The sequence below is a fragment of the Nostoc sp. PCC 9305 genome, from assembly GCF_963920915.1.
Classification (GTDB): Bacteria; Cyanobacteriota; Cyanobacteriia; order Cyanobacteriales; family Nostocaceae; genus Nostoc.
In genome coordinates, this window is the sequence record NZ_CAWUDN010000035.1 from 47,760 (window position 1) to 67,168 (window position 19,409).

Below are 19,409 nucleotides of genomic sequence, written 5' to 3' on the forward strand. Positions count from 1 at the left end.
AGAATGATTTTTTTTAATAAAGACGAACAACTCGAAAATCTTGGTAATGGCATTTTAGATGCAACTTGGGCAGCATTTCCGACCTTAGCACGTAACCAAATTGCCTTGACTTGGGTTGTTTACGATCCACCAGTGCGAGTAAATACTGGTGGGGCGCTGACTCCCAACGCTTTTTGGGATCACCCAGTTCGTGGTTTCACTTATCGCGGTGTTGAGCGGATTTATCCTGCTAGTATAGTCAAGCTATTTTACTTGGTGGCGGTAAACGAATGGCTAGAAAAAGGCATGAGTCAAACCTCCAAGGAGTTGGAGCGAGCTTTGCAAGATATGATTGTCGATTCTAGTAACGATGCTACCAGCTTGGTTGTGGATATTTTGAGTGGTACCACATCAGGGCCAGAATTACCAATCGGCCCTTTTGAAACCTGGAAATATCAGCGTAATATTGTTAACCGTTATTACCAATCTTTGGGTTGGGAAGAAATGGAGACAATTAACGTCTGTCAAAAAACTTGGAGTGAGGGCCCTTATGGACGGGAGCGGGCGTTTGTCGGGGAGTTACTAGAAAATCGCAATATGTTGACCACAAATGCGATCGCTAGGTTACTGCATAGTATTGTAGGTGGGGTGGCGGTTTCAAGTGCGCGATCGCAAGCCATGATGGGTTTACTGAAACGTCCTCTCAACGATTTGCCCACTGACAGAGAGGAAGATCAGGTAGCAGGTTTTTTAGGCGGTGGACTCCCTGAAAATGCCCAAATTTGGTCAAAGGCAGGTTGGACAAGTCAAGTTCGCCATGATGCAGCATATATTGAGTTACCAGAACAACGCCCTTATCTTTTAGTGGTATTTACTGAAGGAAAAGCCCAAGCTAAGAGTCGGGATATTTTGCCTTTTGTTTCAGGGCGAGTTGCCGAAGCGATCGCTAGTCTATGATTTACTCTCCTTATCCATCTTTTTTGGATATAAAACGCGGTAGGGACGCACAGATGTACATTGGTATCAACTTAAGCCCAAATCCCTTTAAAACCTCGTTTCCAGCCTCTGGGCTGGAAATGCACTTCAATTGCGGCTCTGCCGCCAGCAAGAGAGGCGAAGCCTCTAGGACGGCATTCCCAGTCGGAGACTGAGAACGAGACAATCTAAAAGCTGTTTCTATGATGACTTTTACGTTAAGTTGACACCAATGACAGATGTCTTACCCCATTATTTCAACTTAAATTCGTCAAACTTCAAAACTTCCGAATCAGGTTTGCGAGTATCAAAACGATAACTACTGATCGTACCCGTCCCCGTATCGAAGATACTGAAAACTGTAATATCATTACTCGCAATATAAGGCATCGGCTTTCCATCTTCACCCAGCAAGGGGGCAATTGTTGGCACTATCGGTTCTAACCCATTGGGATCGCCAAGCTTAACATAATCCTCTTGATATCCAATTGGTACTTCTCGCTTTCTATCACCCCAAGCAGCACCGTAAGTATTACCTACATTAGATGTTTCTAGAAAGTGCATTCCACTGGGACTAATAAAGCGGTTCCACAAATGGGAATGCCCATAAAATACCAATTGCACATTAGCTGCTTCAAGTATTGGGACAACATCGCGGATAATATAATCTGCGTCTTTGGGATACTCGTAACGCACTGCTTTGATATTGCCGCTATCCCGTTCAATTATCTGTACTGGTTCTGTATAAGCAGGAACTATATTATCACCCAAAGTATGGGGTGGGTGATGGAACATCACAACTTTGTATTTTGCTTGTTGAAACTCAGGGCTGTTAAGTTCCGACTCTAGCCAATTATATTGCTTGCTGCCTTTAGCAATTGGCTCATAAATCACTTGTCCATAACCCCAATTTTCAGGATTATTTAAATCCTTTTCAGCTTCTCGATATCTACCCTTATGCTTTCCATTTAACTTGGGAGTCCGCCACATATTCGTAGCGTACAGTACCACCAAACGCGTATCACCAAAACTAACTGCATAATATCTTTTTCCACCCTCTTTACTTTTTGGTAAAGAGAAAATCTCTTCGTAGGTATTAGTATTAAAAGAATTATCGATTAAAGATTTATCTGGGTAGATTTTTTGAGCAACGACACGGGGAATTGTATCATCAAATTCATCATTTAAACTTCCCATTCTGGCAAAGCGCCCCATTACCTCATGATTGCCAATGCAAGTAAACATGGGTGCGTGTTGAATTATTTGTCCACCAGTGTAGGTTGTTTTAACACCGTCGTGGGTCATTTCATATTTAGCACGACCTTGCAAACCGGGAAACAATGCACCACCGATATTATCATCAAACCATTCTGAGGCGCGATCGCTAACATTGACCAAATCGCCGGCAAACCACACGCCATCAACTCGCCCCACTGTTTCTACCACCTTTTGCAGATTTGCCGCTGTCATCGGCTTTAATTGATGATCTGAGGTCAGTAGAATTTTTAGTGGTGTATCTGATTTGGGAGTAGCTGCAAGGCTGAAAACATCACTGTCAACACTTTTGCCGTCTTCTTGTACGCTCGTGACACGATAGTTAACCCGCATACCAGGAGTTAACCCAGTTACCTCAGCCTCATGTCGCCAAATGTCGCGTTGGACGGGTTTTTGATAAACTTGTCCGTCTTGGGTTTGGTTTGCAACTCTTGATTGTTGGTCTTCACGCGTGCGACTGAGTTTGGTAGTACTTGCCCTAGCAGTTTGTTTGAGATTTTCCCCATAGGTTACTGTGTGATTAACACCAGCAAATTCAGTAAACCAGACTACTCGTACTGAAGTTGCAGTTGGCAATTGCAAAAAGGGGTCGGTGAGTAGTTGGGGTGCTGATGTCATAATTGTTTGCCCAAAGGAACGCACACCTACCAGAGTAAAGCATATAACAAGCACAAGCATAGCTACTGAGGAAATTTTTCGGCTGCGTAAGCGTCTGAGCATGAGTAACACACCAAATTTTAGGGTATTCACCGACTGAAGGCATTTTATTATAAGAAATGTGCCGAAAACCTTTGAGAGGATGTCTGAAAAGTTTTTTTGTATACATCTAACCCTTGGAGATACCCCTAAATCCCCCTTAAAAAGGGGGACTTTAAGACTCTTATTCCCCCCTTTTTTAAGGGGGGTTAGGGGGGATCAAGAAATATTTGATACTTCTCAGATATTCTCTGAGGAATAGCAACTTATACCAATGCAAAAAATAAACATTTTTTGAATTGGTATAAGTTAACAAAAATTAGAATGCATAAATGCTCAAATTTGAAAAACTTTGCCAGAGTAGAAATAAGGGTTTTGACATTTACCTACGTGCAATTAAATGACTCAAATATTTGAAGGTGCGAAGAAAACAGACGATTATATCCGTGTTGCTCAACTTGCAGAAGTTCAGGCAGCAGGCAGTTTGTTAGTCCATAAGGAAAAACATACGATTGCTTTGTTTTACTCAAATAATACAGTTTACGCAATTGATAACCGTTGTCCTCACATGGGCTTTCCTTTACAAGGAAGCACTTGCAAAGATGGTATTGTTACCTGTCCTTGGCATTATGCCCGCTTTGACCTTGCTAGTGGTGGAACCTTTGACTCGTGGGCAGATGATGTTCCTTGTTTCCCGGTAGAAATCCGTGATGGTGAAGTTTGGGTAAATTTAGCACCACCAGTTAACCCTCATACTCACCACCGCCAACGTCTGCAAGATGGTTTAGAGCAGAATATTTCTTTAGTGATTGCAAAATCAACGCTGGCACTTTTAGATATAGGAGTGAACCCGACAGAACCATTTCTCATGGGGCTAGAATTTGGCACTCGTTATAACAAAGCAGGTTGGAGTACAGGTTTGACTATCCACACCTGTATGATGAATCTACTACCTTATCTCGATGTAGAAGACAAACCTCGTGCTTTATTTCATGGACTGTCGGCAGTAGCTAATGATAGTGCGGGAGCGCCACCGGAGTTTGTCGTTCACCCATTACCCAACTCGAAAGTAGATTTGGCGACTCTTAAAAGCTGGTTTCGCCAATTTATTCAGGTGCGGGATGCTGAAGCGGCACAAAGATGTTTAGTATCTGCTGTTCGTTCCGGAGCTAATTCAAAGCAAATAGCAGATATCCTTTTCTGTGCTGCCACGGATCGTCGCTATCTTGATATTGGGCATACAGTTGATTTTATCAATAAAGCATTAGAAGCACTTGATACTATAGCTTGGCAAGGAGCAGAATCAATTCTAGCTAGCCTAGTTTCGGGTTTAGCCAATGCCTCTCGGATGGAAGAATCCAACTCTTGGCGTTACCCTGTAGATTTGGTGGCAATATTAGAGTCGGCTTTTGAGCAATTACCAACTGTATTAAGTGTGGGAAAATCTCGACAAGGAAGTTGGTTACAAGCAGATGAACTAATACCAATTTTATTAGGTGAAGACCCACAAGCGATCGCAGACTCGCTATTGAATGCACTGAAAGCAGGTTGTACTGAAGAACAATTAGCTGGCGTAGTTACTTATACAGCAGCATTACGAGTAGCTCGTTTCCACACTAATAATGACTTTGGAGATTGGAATTCAGCCCACCATCCATTTACGTTTGCAAATGCCGTACATCAAGCTTTACGAAGAGTACCAACAGTCGAACTATTAAGAGGTGTGTTTGATGCGGCGATGAGTGTATATTTAAATCGTTTTTTGAATGTTCCACCAGCACGGCTGCCAGAACCCAAAGACATCAAGGAAAATCCCGAACAATTACTCCAGCAGCTACCAGATTTATTAAACCGTCAGCAGCAAGTAAACCAGACAGGGCAATTAGTTGCTAATTATTTATACAGTGGTGGTAGCGCAGAAAGACTGATGGCAAAACTAGGGAAATTGATGCTGCGAGAAAACCGTGATTTTCATGTCATTCAAGAAATGGAAGCCGCTTTTCGTCAGTATTCTTTCCTCGGTCAAACTTCGGCTGGAATTCATATACTAGTGGCCGCATCTCGGTATTTAGCCGCTCATTCTCCGACAATGCGATCTCAAGGACAAACTTATCAAATTGCGGAACGTTTACATCAGGGCGATCGTTTATTTGAAGAATCGTGACCGGCATTACACTTTTAAGACGCGATAAATCGCGTCTCTACATGAGGGTTTTGTTGCTGATTCTGAACTGTATTGAGATATAAAGCGTGTTTTAAGTAAAACGGCGTAAATATTTGTAGTTGGGATGAGGCAGGAGGACAGCAACTTTTGACAGAAAGCTGAGAAACGAAAAGGGATTTGATTTATTTGAGTAATGCTCATTTTTAAACTAAGCGATGCTTGTCGATTTACACTTATTTTCTAGAGCAATGTCTCCGATGGTCACTGAGCGGCTGGTGAGCGCAGTCGAACCATGTCGTACCACTTGCCTGCGACACGCTGCGCGAACGCAGAGAAGTGCGGGCTACGCCTACGCCAGCTTTCGGCTCAATGATATACCAAAATGAATGCGTAAATTACTCTAATGAGTAAGCAAACTGGGGTTTAAGAAAGTAAAAGCTGCTTTTGCTTGCGGAAAACACTAAAATGCAAGATTAAAAGCTGCTTTTGCTTGCGGAAAACACTAAAATGCGAGATTAAAAGCTGCTTTTGTTTGTGGAAAACACTAAAATGCAAGATTAAAAGCTGCTTTTGAAGAAGTAAAAACTGCTTTTGCTTGTGGAAAACACTAAAATGCGAAAGTAAAAGCTGCTTTTGAGAAAGTAAAAGCAGCTTTTGCATAAGTAATCAAGCATTTTTACTTAATTCAATATTAGTTTTAGTCTAGGCGATACCTTTCATTTAGAACGGTAAGGTAAAGCTGATAAGACTATTCCAATGTAAATACTATAATCGATAGTAGGGGAATAGTTCCAGTCGTCAATTCGCACGTCATCCCACCAAGCTTGTTCGGCGTTGCGATCGCGTTTGCGGCATACTAAAAAGCTTTCAAATGGGTGGCTTATTTCCGCTATGCTTCCCCATCAACTGAGAGATTAAAATTTTACGTGGCTGTAAAACACTCGTTTGACATTCTCAGCGGCAGTCACGTAGAACAGCACGATTGCTCCCAGAACCAGCACAAAACTCAACGGCAACGGTTGAAATCCGAGCAGGGTTGCCAACGGTGTCCAGGGAATGATAATTGTCACTCCAATAGTCGCCAGGGTTGCCATTAACAAGTATTTTCCTGGCTTACTGCTGAGAATGGATTGGCGGGTACGAACGACTAGCACAACCAGCGATGCAGAGATCGCAGACTCCAGAAACCAGCCTGTTCTAAACTGTTCTGGTTGAGCGTGTAGCAGTAATAGCAGCGCCCCAAAGGTGAGATAATCAAATACTGAGCTCAACAAACCAAACACAATCATGAAGTTGCGGATAAATTTGATATCCATTTGGCGAGGTTTGTTGACTAACTCCTTATCTACCCGATCTGTTGCGATCGTCAATTCCGGGAAATCGGTGAGTAGGTTCGTCAGCAAAATCTGACTGGGTAGCAGCGGCAAAAAGGGCAGAAACAGAGAAATTCCCGCCATACTAAACATATTGCCAAAATTGGCGCTAGTTGCCATAAATACATACTTTAAAGTGTTGGCAAATGTCACCCGTCCTTCCTTTACGCCTTCAATGAGGACATTCAAATCCTTTGCCATCAACACAATATCAGCAGCTTCCTTAGCGACATCAACTGCGCTCTCAACCGAGATGCCAACATCGGCAGCATGAAGCGCAGAGGCATCGTTAATACCGTCTCCCAGATATCCAACTACATTCCCCGCTTTTTTAAGGGCGATGATGATGCGCTCTTTTTGGTTTGGCTCTACCTCAGCAAAGACATTTGTATTTTGTACTCGATGCATCAAGGCTTCATCACTGAGCTTTTCTAGTTCGGAGCCTGTCAACGCCTTGGGTTCGGGCAGTCCTACCTGCTGAATGATACTCATCGCAACCGCCTTGCTGTCTCCGGTAATCATCTTCGGGGTGATTCCTAGCAGTTGCAACTCTTTGAGAGTGTCAGCGATGCCAGCTTTTGGCGGATCGAAGAGAGCGAGGTAGCCGAGAAATGTCATGTTCGTTTCATCGTCTTTGGTGAAGGAATCTTGATTAAAATCACGATAAGCCACACCCAAGGCTCTAAATCCCTTACTGCCCAAATCTTCAGCCTGTTGGTGGAGTTTTTGTCGCTGATCTGCAATGGGAATTGTTTTTCCCTCAGCAGTCTCAACGGTTGAGCAAACATCTAGAATATTTTTCAGTGCGCCTTTAGTGATAATCAGATGCGTACTTTCTGTCTTAAACAGGATGCTTAGACGTTTGCGGTTAAAGTCATAAGGCACTTCATCTAGCTTTTGATAGTCAGAAATATCGAATGTTTTGTATTCACGAATCGCTGCATCAATGGGATTGACATAACCTGACTCAGATGCGGCATTCAAATAAGCGTAAAGTAGAACGCGATTGGCCTGCGGGGAGTCTACGCGATCGCTTTCTTTTCCGTCGACATTAACCGCAGAGTGAATTTTTACCTCTCCTTCCGTCAGCGTCCCCGTCTTATCGGTGCAAAACACATTCATGCTGCCAAAGTTTTCGATCGCAGGTAAGCGCTTCACGATCACCTGTTTTTTTGCCATTTTCTTGGCACCACGAGCCAGGTTCACGCTAACGATCGCAGGTAGCAGTTGGGGAGTCAAACCTACCGCCAGCGCCAGAGAAAATAGAAAGGATTCCAGTACTGGGCGATGGAGGTAGACATTAGCGACAAAAATTAGCACTACCAAAATTAGCGTTACTTCCATCAGAAAGTAGCCAAACTTGCTCAGTCCCCTTTCAAATTCGGTTTCGAGAGGTCTGAGTTTCAGGCGTTCCGATACTTTGCCGAATTCAGTTTCTTTTCCAGTATGAACGACTACAGCTTTTGCCGTTCCACTAATAACATTAGTTCCCAGATACAGGGAATTGGTACGTTGGCCTAGTCCAGTTTCAGCTGGTAATATGCCACTTAACTTGTCAACTGGATAGGTTTCTCCTGTGAGTGCTGCTTCATTCACCGATAGGTCTTTTGACTCTAAAACTAGACAGTCGCCCGGAATATTTTTACCTGCACTCAGCAATACAATGTCACCCCTCACCACTTCCTCGTTGGGGATTTCTTGAAATTGACCATCTCTCAAAACAGTTGCTTTAACTTTCACCAATGCCAATAATTTTTCGACGGCGTTTGAGGCTCCTCGCTCTTGCCAAAATCCTAATAGCCCACTAATGAAAACGATCGTCAAAATGATTATGGCATCTGCCGCATCTTTCAGAATAATCGATAGCACCGCCGCAAAAATCAGAATCAAGATAATCGGACTCTTGAACTGATTGAGTAACAGCATCCATGCGCTTGATTTGTGTTTTTGTTTGAGGCTGTTTGCGCCGAACTCACTCAGGCGTTGTTTGGCATCTTGACGGCTTAACCCTGCGGTTGTAGAGTGCATCTGCTGAAGCACCCGATCCGTGGATAAGCTCCAAAACGTGGACAGTTGGGGATTCATTGGTTTGATTTGCGGTAAATCTTTTGGCTGCCTAACGCGACTCGGCAAATTGCTGTCGAATCTTTGCCGCAATTTGATGATCCGTCATTTTGTCAACTGTTTCAATGTGTGAACGATAAAAAAAGGAGCCTAAGTTAGGCTCCTTAATAAAAAACTGGTAATAGAATTGTGATTACTTAACAGTCACCTTACCGCCAGCTTCTTCGATGCGCTTCTTAGCATCTTCAGCGGCATCCTTAGCAATACCTTCTTTAACTGCCTTGGGCGCAGCTTCCACCAAGTCTTTAGCTTCTTTCAGACCCAAACCCGTCAATTCCCGGACAATCTTCAGTACGGCAATCTTTTTATCAGCTGGAACTGATTCGAGAATCACTTCAAACTCGGTTTGCTCAACAGCTTCTTCAGCAGGAGCAGCACCACCAGCACCAGGCATCATCATCATGCCACCAACAGGTGCAGCAGCACTTACACCAAAAGCTTCTTCAATTTGCTTGACTAACTCAGAAGCTTCCAGCAAAGAAAGAGTTTTTAGTTGTTCTAAAATTTGATCGGTTGCAGCAGACATTGATATAACTCCTGTAATTTTGATTATTTATTTGTCATGGGTCATTAGTCTTTAACTATAGACTTTTGACTTTTGACTGATGAACCACGAAGTCTATTCAGCAGCAGTTTCAGTGCTACTATCACCTTCAGCAGTGCTTTCGGTGCCGCTATCTTGGACAGCAGCGGTTTCGGTGCTACCACCACTTTGCTCTTGGTCGGCCACAGCCTGCAAAGCGCGAGCCAGCGAACCAGGAACTTCGTTGATACCCACAGCAATCTTGGTAGCCAAAGCGTTGATAGCCCCAGCAATTTGTGCAATGAGTTGTTCCTTAGATGGCAAGTCTCCTAGTACCTTGACATCAGGTTCTTTGAGTAGGCGACCTTCCAGTACACCACCGCGAAGTTCTGTCTTCTTGGTAACTTTTTGGAATTCTTGGTATGCCTTAATTGCCGATGAAAAATCTTCTTTTACCAGCAAAAAGGCGGAAGAACCATTGAGCAATTCCGACAAAGGCTGCCATTTTTCATCGTCTTTGATGGCAATGCCCATTAAGGTGTTCTTCGTCACCTTACAAACAGTGCCACTGGGACGTAACCGCCGCCGTAAGTCTGTGATTTCCGAAACTGTTAGCCCCTGATAGTCAATTACCAGTGCCAGAGTTGACGCACTCAAAGTTTCTTTGAGGTCAGCTACTATTTCTTTTTTATTTTCTAGTGTTCTACCCATTCCAATCTCACCTCCTTAAAACAACGGGGAAGTGCCCTAGTTGTGTGTTTTTTCTCAACCTGAACCCAAACAACAAACCCCAGCTAACTTAGCCGGGGTTGAGTAGTAAGACTCTTGACGCCATAGTTATCACACCTTTATGGGTGGTAATTTTGACAATTAGAGTTTTAACCTCGGCAGGATATTAAGTTATTAGCACCTGCTGTCTCCGGCTTTGCCTATTTAATTTAAAGTTAGGAGTGAGTAGTTAGGAGTTAGAAGTTTTATTCTTAACTCCTAACTTATAACTCATAACTCTTATTAACCTGCTTGGCTCAGTTTCAAATCTCGTAGGGCACTGATATCAACTTTAATTGATGGCCCCATAGTGGCTGACACATAAAATGTGCGCCAATAACGACCTTTAGCTCCTGAAGGACGGTTACGGTCAATCGTCTCCTGCAATGCCTTCAGGTTGACTAACAAATCTTCGGGCGAGAAGGTTGTCTTACCAAACATAACATGGACAATACCAGTTCGATCGGCCCGGAATTCTAATTTACCTGCTTTGAATTCTGCGATCGCACCTGCTAAGTCAAATGTTACGGTTCCACCCTTGGGCGATGGCATCAAACCACGCGGCCCAAGCAACTTACCCAGCTTTGCCACCTGTGGCATTACATCGGGTGTGGCAATCAGCTTGTCAAAATCCATTCTACCTTTCTGGATTTCGTCAATCAGTTCTTCTGACCCAACTAAATCAGCACCAGCACTGCTGGCTTCGTTTACCTTTTCGCCTCTGGCTATCACCGCCACCCGAACGATTTGTCCTGTACCTTTGGGCAGTGCTACCGTTGTCCGCAACTGTTGGTCTGTATACTTCGGGTCAATTCCCAATCGGATATGCGCTTCCGCAGCTTCGGTAAATTTAGCTGTTGCTGTGTCTTTAAGAAGGGCTAAAGCCTCTAGGGGATGATAATCTTTTTCTTCTACTTTTGCTTGCAGACCCTGCAAACGACGCGATATTTTTGGCATTTGTTCTCCTGGGGTAATTCCGAAGCCTTGCCTCTCCCCCGATAAAATTTTGGATTTTAGATTAGGAAGTTAGGAATGAGGAGTTACTAATTTAAAACTCATAACTCATAACTCATAACTCATAACTTTCTTAGTCTGTGACGGTTACACCCATATTTTTAGCCGTTCCTGCCACAATCTTCATTGCCGCTTCGATATCGTTGGCATTGAGGTCGGGGAGTTTGGTTTGGGCTATTTCTTGCAATTGTGCTTTGGTTATTGACCCAACCTTCTTTTTGTTGGGTTCATTCGAGCCTTTTTCAACTTTCGCCGCCTTCCGAATCAGTACTGATGCGGGTGGCGTTTTGAGTACGAATGTAAAACTCCGGTCTTCAAAAACCGAAATTTCTACAGGTATCACCATTCCAGCTTGGTCTGCTGTTTTGGCGTTGTACTCTTTACAAAACATCATGATGTTGACACCATGTTGACCCAAGGCGGGCCCAACTGGCGGTGCTGGGTTGGCTTTTCCAGCATTCAAGGCCAGTTTAATGACCGCCACTACTTTCTTCGCCATTTGTATTTAACTCTGTTTCTCTACCTGATTAAATTCCAATTCTACTGGTGTATCCCTGCCGAAAATTGAGAGCAAGGCTTTAAGTTTACTCCGTTCTGGAGAGACTTCAATTACCTCGCCTTCAAAGTCTTTAAATGGACCAGAAAGCACCATTATCTTATCACCAGTAGCCATGTCAATTTTGACAACAGCTTCTTGTTCGCTGGTTTGTTTGAATATACGTTCAACTTCTGAAGAACTCAGTGGTATGGGGTTGACATGACCGCGACCCTTACTGCTACCACGTTTTTGTTCTGAACCGACAAAGTTAATTACATGAGAGGTGTTGCGTACCACCTGCCAAGTATCATCATCCATCATCATCCTTACCAGCACATAACCAGGGAAAACTTTTTCTTCTGTATGCTGGCGACTGCCATCTTTACGGATTTTCACCGCTGGCGTCTGCGGAATTTCTACCTGGATAATTTTGTCAGCTACATCAAAAGTTTGAATGCGTTGCTCTAAGTTAGTCTTTACACGCTTTTCACAGCCTGAAGCTACTTGTACTGCATACCAGCGTGCTTCTTTTGACGCTGCTTCTGCTGCTTCTGCTGCTTCTGCTGTTTCTTCTGACTGCAACATTGAGTTGCGTGGTTCATCTGTTGCAAAACTCATTAGAACACCTGTTTTGCTGCCCAATGAAACAATCCATCGACCAAGTATATCAAAGATGCGGAAAGTGCCACCATTAACAACACAGCGGCGGATTCGCTCACTATCTGTTTCCGACTGGGCCAAACTACTTTTTCAAGTTCTTCTTTGGTTCCCTGTATGAAGTTGCCAAAGCTAAACCCATTTTCGGTTTCTGGCAATTCTGCTTCACTTTTTTTGGCCACGACCGTTTATCCCCCGTTTCTTATACTAGATCCTGTTTAATTGTCATCTAGGTTTTGCAGTTTCGACTCTATTTCACTTAGTGGAAGCAAAACAACTGCAAATACAATAAGTTTACCCGAAATTATTAGCGCTAACTGCTATATTAGCAGCTGCGTAATTATTTCGGGCTTTGTTTTTTGCTCTTGAGCGCGCCCTGGAGGACTTGAACCCCCGACATCAGGTTTTGGAGACCTGCGTTCTACCAACTGAACTAAGAGCGCACAAGCTGTTTTTGATTCAGTGATTGCGCTGAACTAAATTTTAGTTTAACGCAATATGCGATTTATATCATACCTTAATTTTGTCGGGAAAACAAGTCAGCGGCAGATGCCGCTTGCAGCTTGAGATTTCTCCCATAATGATTGAAGGACGAATCACAAAGGGCGGTCAAACCGTTGCTTGATTCGGGTTGCTTTACCTACGCGATCGCGGAGATAATACAGTTTAGCACGGCGGACTTTACCGCGACGCAACACTTTAATGCTGTCAATCCGGGGAGAATGCAACAGAAATACCCGCTCAACGCCCACGCCTTGAAAAACCTTACGAACTGTAATAGTTTCGTTGATGCCGCCATTGCGCTTGGCAATCACAACTCCCTCGTAGGGTTGCACGCGGTATTTTTCGCCTTCTTTGATTTTCACTCCCACTTTTACAGTGTCGCCCACATAAATGTCGGGCAGATTCGATTTTATCTGTTCCGCTTCAATGGAGCGGATGATCTCTTGAGCGTTCATAGTCTTTCTGTCTGCTTAAAAAAAACCCACGATCATCAATGATAAATCGATAATCCTATTTCAGTCTACTTGTTAGGATTGATAATTGTACTGATACAACAGCTTAAAGATCGAAGCTATATTGCAGAATGCCGTACTACAAAGGAAAAATTTATGAAATTTAGTATCGTCATCAGTACCTATAATCGCTTGAATTTGCTGAAAAGAGCAATTGATTCGGCTCGTAACCAAACAATGGAGTGCGAGGTGGTTGTTGCTGACGATTGTTCTTCTGATGACACCCAAACCTATCTCAAAAGCTTAGGGGACAAGGTTGTTTATCATCGTAACGAAGTCAACGTTGGTCATGCAGCAACGGTGAATGCTGGAGTTGCTAAAGCTAGCGGCGACTGGATTAAGTTTTTAGATGATGATGACTATTTAGCGCCTAACTGTATAGAAGAGATGGTCAAGGCGATCGCACTTCGTCGCGATGCTGTAATCTGCTCTTGTGTGGCAGCTCAGGTGGATGGCAATGAAGTTGAACTCTCTCGCACCCCCCAAGTTGGCCCCGGTTTAGCTTTTTATATCCCCCAAGCCGATATTCACTACGGGATGCTTTTAGAGCTTGTACCCTTTGGCACACCTGTACAAGTAGCTTGTCGACGTGATGCTTTCCTACAAAGCGGCGGTTGGGATTCCACACTTGATGCTAACTGTGATGACATCGATTCCTGGATTCGGATTGCTCAGTTTGGTGATGCTATTTTCTTCAACCAGTGTCTTGCTTACCGCACTATCTGGCCGGGTGCTTATAATCAAAAGTTTTCTTTGCCTCGGCGGTTGGCGACAAATATTTTGATGAAGGAGAAAATTTACGCTTTGGTAAATGAGCAACATCGCTCAAAGATTCCTGTTTTTCAGGATATAAAAAATTACCTGAAACTCCATTGGATTTTAGTTGCACTGAAGCAAAAAAATCTCAAGAGTTTTCTTTCAATGATAGATCCATCTATACTTTCTCCTCGGTCTTGGAAGTTTTTGCTAGCTGCTATTTCATCACGCCGCTCTCAGGGAAACAATTCTCAGGTTCGTAAACTTGTATTGATTGAGTTTTACTATGATGTCTGGCAAAATTCCCAGAATAAAAGCGCCAGTCTTCAGAATTTAGAATTAGATTCTGTGCCACTGGTAGAATTGCCTGTGAGCGCTCAGTCGAACTCTCAGCACTAAACGAAGAAGTTACTACCAACTACGAGATTTGTCGCACTGAAATTATCCCAAGTCACCAAGGTGTAAAAAGAATAATAAAGAACTACCTGATTGCAAAAATGATATTTTGCCATCAGACCAGGTTATGTGTATATGAGGTGGGAATTGTGGAATTGGATTAGAAGTGTGAAGTATGTAACGTTGCCATTTTGTCACCTAAAACTAAGGTTATGAGTTCAACTAAAACTGACTGAAGCTTTATCATGACTGGGCTTTCACACAATTGTTAACAGTAATAATGAATTATTTGTTACCATTAATTTCTTTATTTATCATTAAGCAAATTGCTGTTGTTATAAAGTTTTATTCTCTGGTTGGGCTGGTGTGCTGTACTAGAGTTTCGATACTAAGTATTGGGAAATATAAAATTTGAGATAACAGATTTAGTCTTCAGAATTTTGAAGTTTTACCCCGATTTATCGAGCTGTTACTGAATAAGTCTTTAAGCTAAGTAACTGGTAATAAGCGCTCTTAATCAGTAGAAAGTGGTTAATTTTACGCACTACTGAATACTTTTGAGTTGTCGCTGAAGACCTCAATAATTATGTTGGTTGATTTACACTCGGTTACTTATCTTTATTTTTTATATACATCTCAAAGATTATGCGAATCATACATATTTTGAACCACGTTCAAGAAATAGGTAACGGTATTGTGAATGTGGCTGTGGATCTGGCTTGTCTACAGGCAAAATCTGGTTATGAGGTTGCGGTTGTTTCTGCTGGTGGGGAATATGAGGCTTTACTAGATATTTGTGGTGTCAAACATTACTACTTAGACCAAAGCAGGAAACCGCTAAATACGATTAAAGCAGCTATACGTTACCGAGCGATCGCAGCTGAATTTCAGCCGGATATTGTTCATGCTCACATGATGACGGGGGTAATATTAGCACGCATTTTTAAAGGAAACAAATATGCTTTAGTTTCTACAGTCCACAACGAATTTCAGCGTGCCAGCCTGCTGATGGGTTTAGCTGACAGAGTAATTGCTGTTAGTCAGGCTGTATGTGATTCTATGATTAGGCGTGGTATTCCAGAAAACAAGTTGCGGGTGGTATGTAACGGCACTTTAGGTAGTCCCCGCACTAGACAGATACAACATTATCTACCTTTACCATTACAGCATCCAGCGATCGCTACCGTAGCCGGAATGTATCAACGCAAGGGAATTGCTGAGTTAATTGCTGCCTTTGAACAAATTGCCTCAGATTTTCCCCAAGCCCATCTTTATTTGGTAGGAAATGGCCCTGATAAACAGCTATTTGAGGCACAGGCACAAGCAACTTCTGTAAAGGAACGCATTCATTTTGAAGGCTTCCAACCAGAACCTCAACGCTATTTGATATCTTGTGACATATTTGTGCTAGCTTCCCACCGCGACCCTTGCCCTTTGGTACTTTCGGAAGCTAGGGAAACTGGAACTGCGATCGTCGGCACTCAGGTAGACGGGATTCCTGAAGCTTTAGACAACGGGCGAGCAGGTCTTTTAGTGCCAGCAAAAGATAGTCATGCTTTAGCTGGGGTTTTAGTGCAATTACTGAGTAATGCCGAGATGCTGCAAGAGTGGAAACAGCGGGCAAAGAAAAACCTAGAGAGGCTGAGTGTTACCCGCGTCCATCAGGAAACAATGACAGTGTATCGGGAGTTAATTACAGAATGAGGGCGTTAGGAGTTAGGAGTTAGGAGTTAGGAGTTTTATCTCCTTGTCCCTTTGTTCCTTTGTCCCCTCATCTCCCTGCCCCCTGTTCCCTTTAACAGAGCGATCGCTTTAATTTTAAAGCTACGCCTAAAGCGCCAAAAACCAGTACGCCCAAAACGTTAGTTGATTCAGGAACAGCCGTGTAATAAGCAGCCACTCTAATCGGCCCATCTTTATCTTCTTGGTCTGCTGGAATTGGTGGAATGATTCCAGCACCTGGCGCTAGATTAGGCAGGCTAGCGAATGGATTGTAAAACAAGCTTCCGTTTGGGATGACGCCACCACTAAAAGTGACAGTACTACCAGCAATGGTAATGTCTGTAAAAATATCCTTGAGATCGGGATTAGCAGAGTTACCAATCTTCCCATCTCCATTAACATCTCCCCACTCCACTGTTTCATTATCAAATGGTGGAGTAGAATTCGGATTACTATAGGACAGCGTTTTTAAATCAAAGACCAAGCTATTTATATCGTATCCGGTAGCATTTACAAAGTTATTAGCTACATCTGGAACACCATATTCTATTACTTCCCCTGGTAAAAAACCTGTAAGGGTTCTTGGTTTTTTTATATCGAGTATGGCTTGATTTTTAGTCGTCACAATGGGTTCTACAAAGATGACGGCTCTTGCTGGTATCGAAGACAAAAAACTAATTCCTGCCGTTCCGAGAACAGACAAGGCTATTTTTGTGGCAATTCTAGTCATATTTGTGTCCTTTGGATATTGATTCGCAGAATGCTACACCGTATGGTTTAAATCAAACAGCAAAAACTCACTTTGAAACTGCTATCTATCTGCTAGATAAATAGTGGTTAATGTGTTTTTGCTCACTGAGTTGATATCTACTCATAGGTTGATTTATAAAGCAATTCTTGTAATGCTTTATCATGATAACTAGTAATTTCACGCAATCTTTATAAAAAATCCAAATTAGAACTTATACATTGACAGATTAGACAATATGTGAATCATAAGTAATTACCCTGACTGCTAATGAACTGTGGTTTATTTTGTCTTAATGGGACGCTACAACATAGTAGGTTTGAGATGAAATGGTTATAAGATTTAGAGACTATGGCAAACGGCTTGCTGATTTTGAGCAAGAAATTTTAGTATGTTGTCCCCAATGCGATGCCTACGACGGGCTGCACCTACCCATTGCCAAGATATTGACTGTAAGCTCTGAAGAATCAAGTCTCAATTCCATCAAAAAAATTACCTGTCAGCACTGTAGCTATACAAAACAACAGTCAAAAGATGGTAATCGAAAAGCCGCATTGCTAGTGTGGCAGAACAATTACAGGAATAAAAGAAATTCCAGCGATGAAATATTAGACCATTTTTTTGGCTTGCCCCTGTGGCTACAAATCTCTTGTTGCGGTCAGGTACTATGGGCATATAATGAAGCACATTTGAACTTTCTGGAAAGCTATGTTCAATCGAGGTTGCGAGAACGCTTGCCAGATGAGTCATTAGGCTGGCACAATGGCAGTCTTGCCAGTCGCTTACCGCGATGGATCAAGCTGACGCAGCATCGGGAAAAAGTTTTACAGAAAATTCAACAGTTAAAGCACAAGTTGTAATCAACGCTTTAATCTTGCTGATGAGCAAACTTATAACCACCCCAAAGAGAAAGAGCGATCGCGATCGCCAGCAAAATCGGTATGCTGTACCAAGGAAACTGAGACAAGGGTAGATGGGCAACTGCACGCAATCCAATGCTGGTGTAGGTTAGTGGTAGTAGGTAAACTAAAACTTTGAGAGCAGCTGGTAATGTAGCAGGGTCAAAAAAAGTCGCTCCTAAGAACGACATGGGGATAATGATAAAATTATTGTAAAGTCCGACTGATTCGAGCGATCGCACACTCAACCCTATAATCACCCCTAATCCAGCAAATACCGCACAATTCAGCACCACTAACAGTAAAAACAGTGGGTTGAGAAAATTCCAGTTTCCACTAAACAGCAGCGCTACCAAAATCACGGAACCGGAAGTCATCAAACCCCGCACGACTCCCGCCAGCATTTTACCGATGTACAAAGCTAAGGGGTTTATGGGAGTTAACAACAATTCCTCAAAGGTTTTGGTAAATAGTCTGTCTCCACAAATTGAAAATGTCGTTCCAGCAAAGCTAACCGTCATCGACGACAGAGCCACCATTCCCGGTAATATAAATTCCAAATAGTTGTCATAATTACCACTAATTCCCGAACCGGGTTTGATGGAACTACCCAAACCCAAGCCAAAAGCTAAAATATATATCAGTGGCGATATTAAGCCTGATGCCGCAACAGGTAAAATTCTCGCGCGTAAATCTAACCAATCTCCCCAAAAAATAGTCAGACTATCAGCTAGGAAGATTTGAAGTTGCGAAGTTTTGAACCTCTTGCCCGAAGATAGCGCTCTTTGAAATGTCACTTGCTTTCAATTACTTATTAAAATTTCATTAAATGTTAATTTACATTGTTTTACACATCAATTACTAGGGGTAACAAAAATATCTCATCCGAAAAATTGAAAAGTAACAACAAAAGTTAGATAGTTTAAGCATTCTGACTAGCTCAATTGTGAAAAGTAAATTAGCTATATCTGATAACAATTAAAAGTATTAAAATTTTGTCCCAATATCTAGATAAACTAGTATTTTTATCATTTAACAAAAATATCGCAGAGAAAATCACAGGCAATTACAGTCAAGAATAGGCATACTGAAAGAGGGAGAAAAAACTTTAGACCACTCCCTCCCAAATCGGCGTGAAGGTGATTAAGCAACAATGAGACGTAAATCTACTGGTAGATCGGCTACTACTCCTAAACCCTCTATTTTCCAATCCCCTCTATTTAACTTCACCACCATCGCAATTATGGGAGGGGTGTTGATTTTGGGAATTGGGATTGGCATTGCTTTTAGTTCTACAACCACATTGGCCCCATCAAATGTGGCTTCCCGTGAATTTATAGACACCAAAGCACCGAACCCGGAAATTTGTGTGCAGTACGGAGCCAGCGCAATGGTGATGGACGCTAGACTGTTCGTCACTCTCAACCCCTTCAATGTCTATGTTGCCCAGCCTAGTATGCGTCCTGGATGCGTAATCCGACAAAATAACTGGGCGCTTTTAGAGCAACGTAAGCTAGTGACATCTGAGCAGGTAAATGAGTGCAAAAATCGCCTGAACACCTTTGGTTTCACAGGTAACTTGGACAGTGGACAACCTGATATTAGATGTATATATCAGAATGAAGCTGCTCAAAACTTCTTCACCGCTCAACCGGGAGCAGTTGGAACACCTCAAGAAACGGATAGATTTTAGATTTGGGTATTGAGGTTAGGGAAGAGGTGACAGGTGATAGGTGATAGGTGACAGGTGATAGGTGACAGGTGATAGGTGACAGGTGATAGGTGA

General features: G+C 42.7%; 17 protein-coding genes, 1 tRNA gene and 1 other annotated feature. Of the genes, 6 read left to right on the plus strand and 12 right to left on the minus strand.

Annotated elements, in window-relative coordinates:
* The first annotated feature begins 3 nt into the window (after nucleotides 1–3).
* The gene (locus tag ACM0OX_RS15245; RefSeq protein ID WP_414515823.1) at nucleotides 4–936 is read left to right on the plus strand and encodes a serine hydrolase; all 933 of its coding nucleotides are present in this window, start codon (nucleotides 4–6) and stop codon (nucleotides 934–936) included.
* A 270-nt stretch (nucleotides 937–1,206) separates the two neighbouring features.
* Here ACM0OX_RS15245 and ACM0OX_RS15250 read toward each other — a convergent pair whose 3' ends face one another.
* On the minus strand, nucleotides 1,207–2,847 hold the full coding sequence (locus tag ACM0OX_RS15250) for a metallophosphoesterase (RefSeq protein WP_414515825.1): 1,641 nt from the start codon (nucleotides 2,845–2,847) through the stop codon (nucleotides 1,207–1,209).
* Between the two features lie 478 nt (nucleotides 2,848–3,325).
* Here ACM0OX_RS15250 and ACM0OX_RS15255 point away from each other — a divergent pair, with 478 nt between their 5' ends.
* On the plus strand, nucleotides 3,326–5,089 hold the full coding sequence (locus ACM0OX_RS15255) for a Rieske (2Fe-2S) protein (RefSeq protein WP_414515826.1): 1,764 nt from the start codon (nucleotides 3,326–3,328) through the stop codon (nucleotides 5,087–5,089).
* 914 nt (nucleotides 5,090–6,003) lie between these two features.
* On the opposite strand, the gene mgtA is transcribed toward ACM0OX_RS15255, so the two are convergent.
* The 9 genes from mgtA to rplS form a co-directional block, all read right to left on the minus strand.
* The gene (mgtA, locus tag ACM0OX_RS15260; RefSeq protein WP_414515828.1) at nucleotides 6,004–8,619 is read right to left on the minus strand and encodes a magnesium-translocating P-type ATPase; all 2,616 of its coding nucleotides are present in this window, start codon (nucleotides 8,617–8,619) and stop codon (nucleotides 6,004–6,006) included.
* Nucleotides 8,620–8,719: 100 nt separating this feature from the next.
* Nucleotides 8,720–9,112 carry a 50S ribosomal protein L7/L12 gene (gene rplL, locus ACM0OX_RS15265; RefSeq protein WP_334840076.1) on the minus strand — a complete coding sequence of 131 codons (393 nt, stop codon included), beginning with the start codon at nucleotides 9,110–9,112 and terminating at the stop codon, nucleotides 8,720–8,722.
* 93 nt (nucleotides 9,113–9,205) lie between these two features.
* The gene (gene rplJ / locus ACM0OX_RS15270; RefSeq protein ID WP_334900145.1) at nucleotides 9,206–9,820 is read right to left on the minus strand and encodes a 50S ribosomal protein L10; all 615 of its coding nucleotides are present in this window, start codon (nucleotides 9,818–9,820) and stop codon (nucleotides 9,206–9,208) included.
* Between the two features lie 62 nt (nucleotides 9,821–9,882).
* Nucleotides 9,883–10,050 (minus strand) — a sequence feature (ribosomal protein L10 leader region).
* A 70-nt stretch (nucleotides 10,051–10,120) separates the two neighbouring features.
* Entirely contained in the window at nucleotides 10,121–10,834 is a 714-nt protein-coding gene (rplA, locus tag ACM0OX_RS15275; RefSeq protein WP_414515830.1) for a 50S ribosomal protein L1, read from the minus strand.
* Nucleotides 10,835–10,964: 130 nt separating this feature from the next.
* Entirely contained in the window at nucleotides 10,965–11,390 is a 426-nt protein-coding gene (rplK, locus tag ACM0OX_RS15280) for a 50S ribosomal protein L11 (protein ID WP_099102703.1), read from the minus strand.
* 6 nt (nucleotides 11,391–11,396) lie between these two features.
* Nucleotides 11,397–12,047, minus strand: coding sequence for a transcription termination/antitermination protein NusG (gene nusG, locus ACM0OX_RS15285; RefSeq protein WP_094348919.1), 651 nt, complete (start codon nucleotides 12,045–12,047; stop codon nucleotides 11,397–11,399).
* Entirely contained in the window at nucleotides 12,047–12,268 is a 222-nt protein-coding gene (gene secE, locus ACM0OX_RS15290) for a preprotein translocase subunit SecE (RefSeq protein WP_414515832.1), read from the minus strand. The genes nusG and secE overlap by 1 nt, the downstream gene beginning before the upstream one ends.
* Nucleotides 12,269–12,456: 188 nt before the next feature.
* A tRNA-Trp gene (locus ACM0OX_RS15295) sits at nucleotides 12,457–12,529 on the minus strand.
* A gap of 153 nt (nucleotides 12,530–12,682) precedes the next feature.
* On the minus strand, nucleotides 12,683–13,045 hold the full coding sequence (gene rplS / locus ACM0OX_RS15300) for a 50S ribosomal protein L19 (RefSeq protein ID WP_094348921.1): 363 nt from the start codon (nucleotides 13,043–13,045) through the stop codon (nucleotides 12,683–12,685).
* A 153-nt stretch (nucleotides 13,046–13,198) separates the two neighbouring features.
* On the opposite strand from rplS, the gene ACM0OX_RS15305 reads away from it, so the two are divergent.
* Both ACM0OX_RS15305 and ACM0OX_RS15310 read left to right on the plus strand, forming a co-directional pair.
* Complete coding sequence (locus tag ACM0OX_RS15305; protein WP_414515833.1) at nucleotides 13,199–14,257, plus strand: glycosyltransferase family 2 protein; 1,059 nt, start codon at nucleotides 13,199–13,201, stop codon at nucleotides 14,255–14,257.
* A 642-nt stretch (nucleotides 14,258–14,899) separates the two neighbouring features.
* Nucleotides 14,900–15,958, plus strand: a complete 1,059-nt coding sequence (locus ACM0OX_RS15310) for a glycosyltransferase family 4 protein (RefSeq protein ID WP_414515835.1) — start codon at nucleotides 14,900–14,902, stop codon at nucleotides 15,956–15,958.
* Between the two features lie 91 nt (nucleotides 15,959–16,049).
* Here the strand turns inward: ACM0OX_RS15310 and ACM0OX_RS15315 are convergent, their stop codons facing one another.
* Nucleotides 16,050–16,706 carry a hypothetical protein gene (locus ACM0OX_RS15315; protein WP_414515836.1) on the minus strand — a complete coding sequence of 219 codons (657 nt, stop codon included), beginning with the start codon at nucleotides 16,704–16,706 and terminating at the stop codon, nucleotides 16,050–16,052.
* A 347-nt stretch (nucleotides 16,707–17,053) separates the two neighbouring features.
* On the opposite strand from ACM0OX_RS15315, the gene ACM0OX_RS15320 reads away from it, so the two are divergent.
* Complete coding sequence (locus tag ACM0OX_RS15320; RefSeq protein WP_414515838.1) at nucleotides 17,054–17,584, plus strand: hypothetical protein; 531 nt, start codon at nucleotides 17,054–17,056, stop codon at nucleotides 17,582–17,584.
* Nucleotides 17,585–17,592: 8 nt separating this feature from the next.
* Here the strand turns inward: ACM0OX_RS15320 and ACM0OX_RS15325 are convergent, their stop codons facing one another.
* Complete coding sequence (locus ACM0OX_RS15325) at nucleotides 17,593–18,420, minus strand: ABC transporter permease (protein WP_414515840.1); 828 nt, start codon at nucleotides 18,418–18,420, stop codon at nucleotides 17,593–17,595.
* A 356-nt stretch (nucleotides 18,421–18,776) separates the two neighbouring features.
* Here ACM0OX_RS15325 and ACM0OX_RS15330 point away from each other — a divergent pair, with 356 nt between their 5' ends.
* Nucleotides 18,777–19,316 carry a DUF3172 domain-containing protein gene (locus tag ACM0OX_RS15330; RefSeq protein WP_414515841.1) on the plus strand — a complete coding sequence of 180 codons (540 nt, stop codon included), beginning with the start codon at nucleotides 18,777–18,779 and terminating at the stop codon, nucleotides 19,314–19,316.
* Nucleotides 19,317–19,409: the final 93 nt, after the last annotated feature.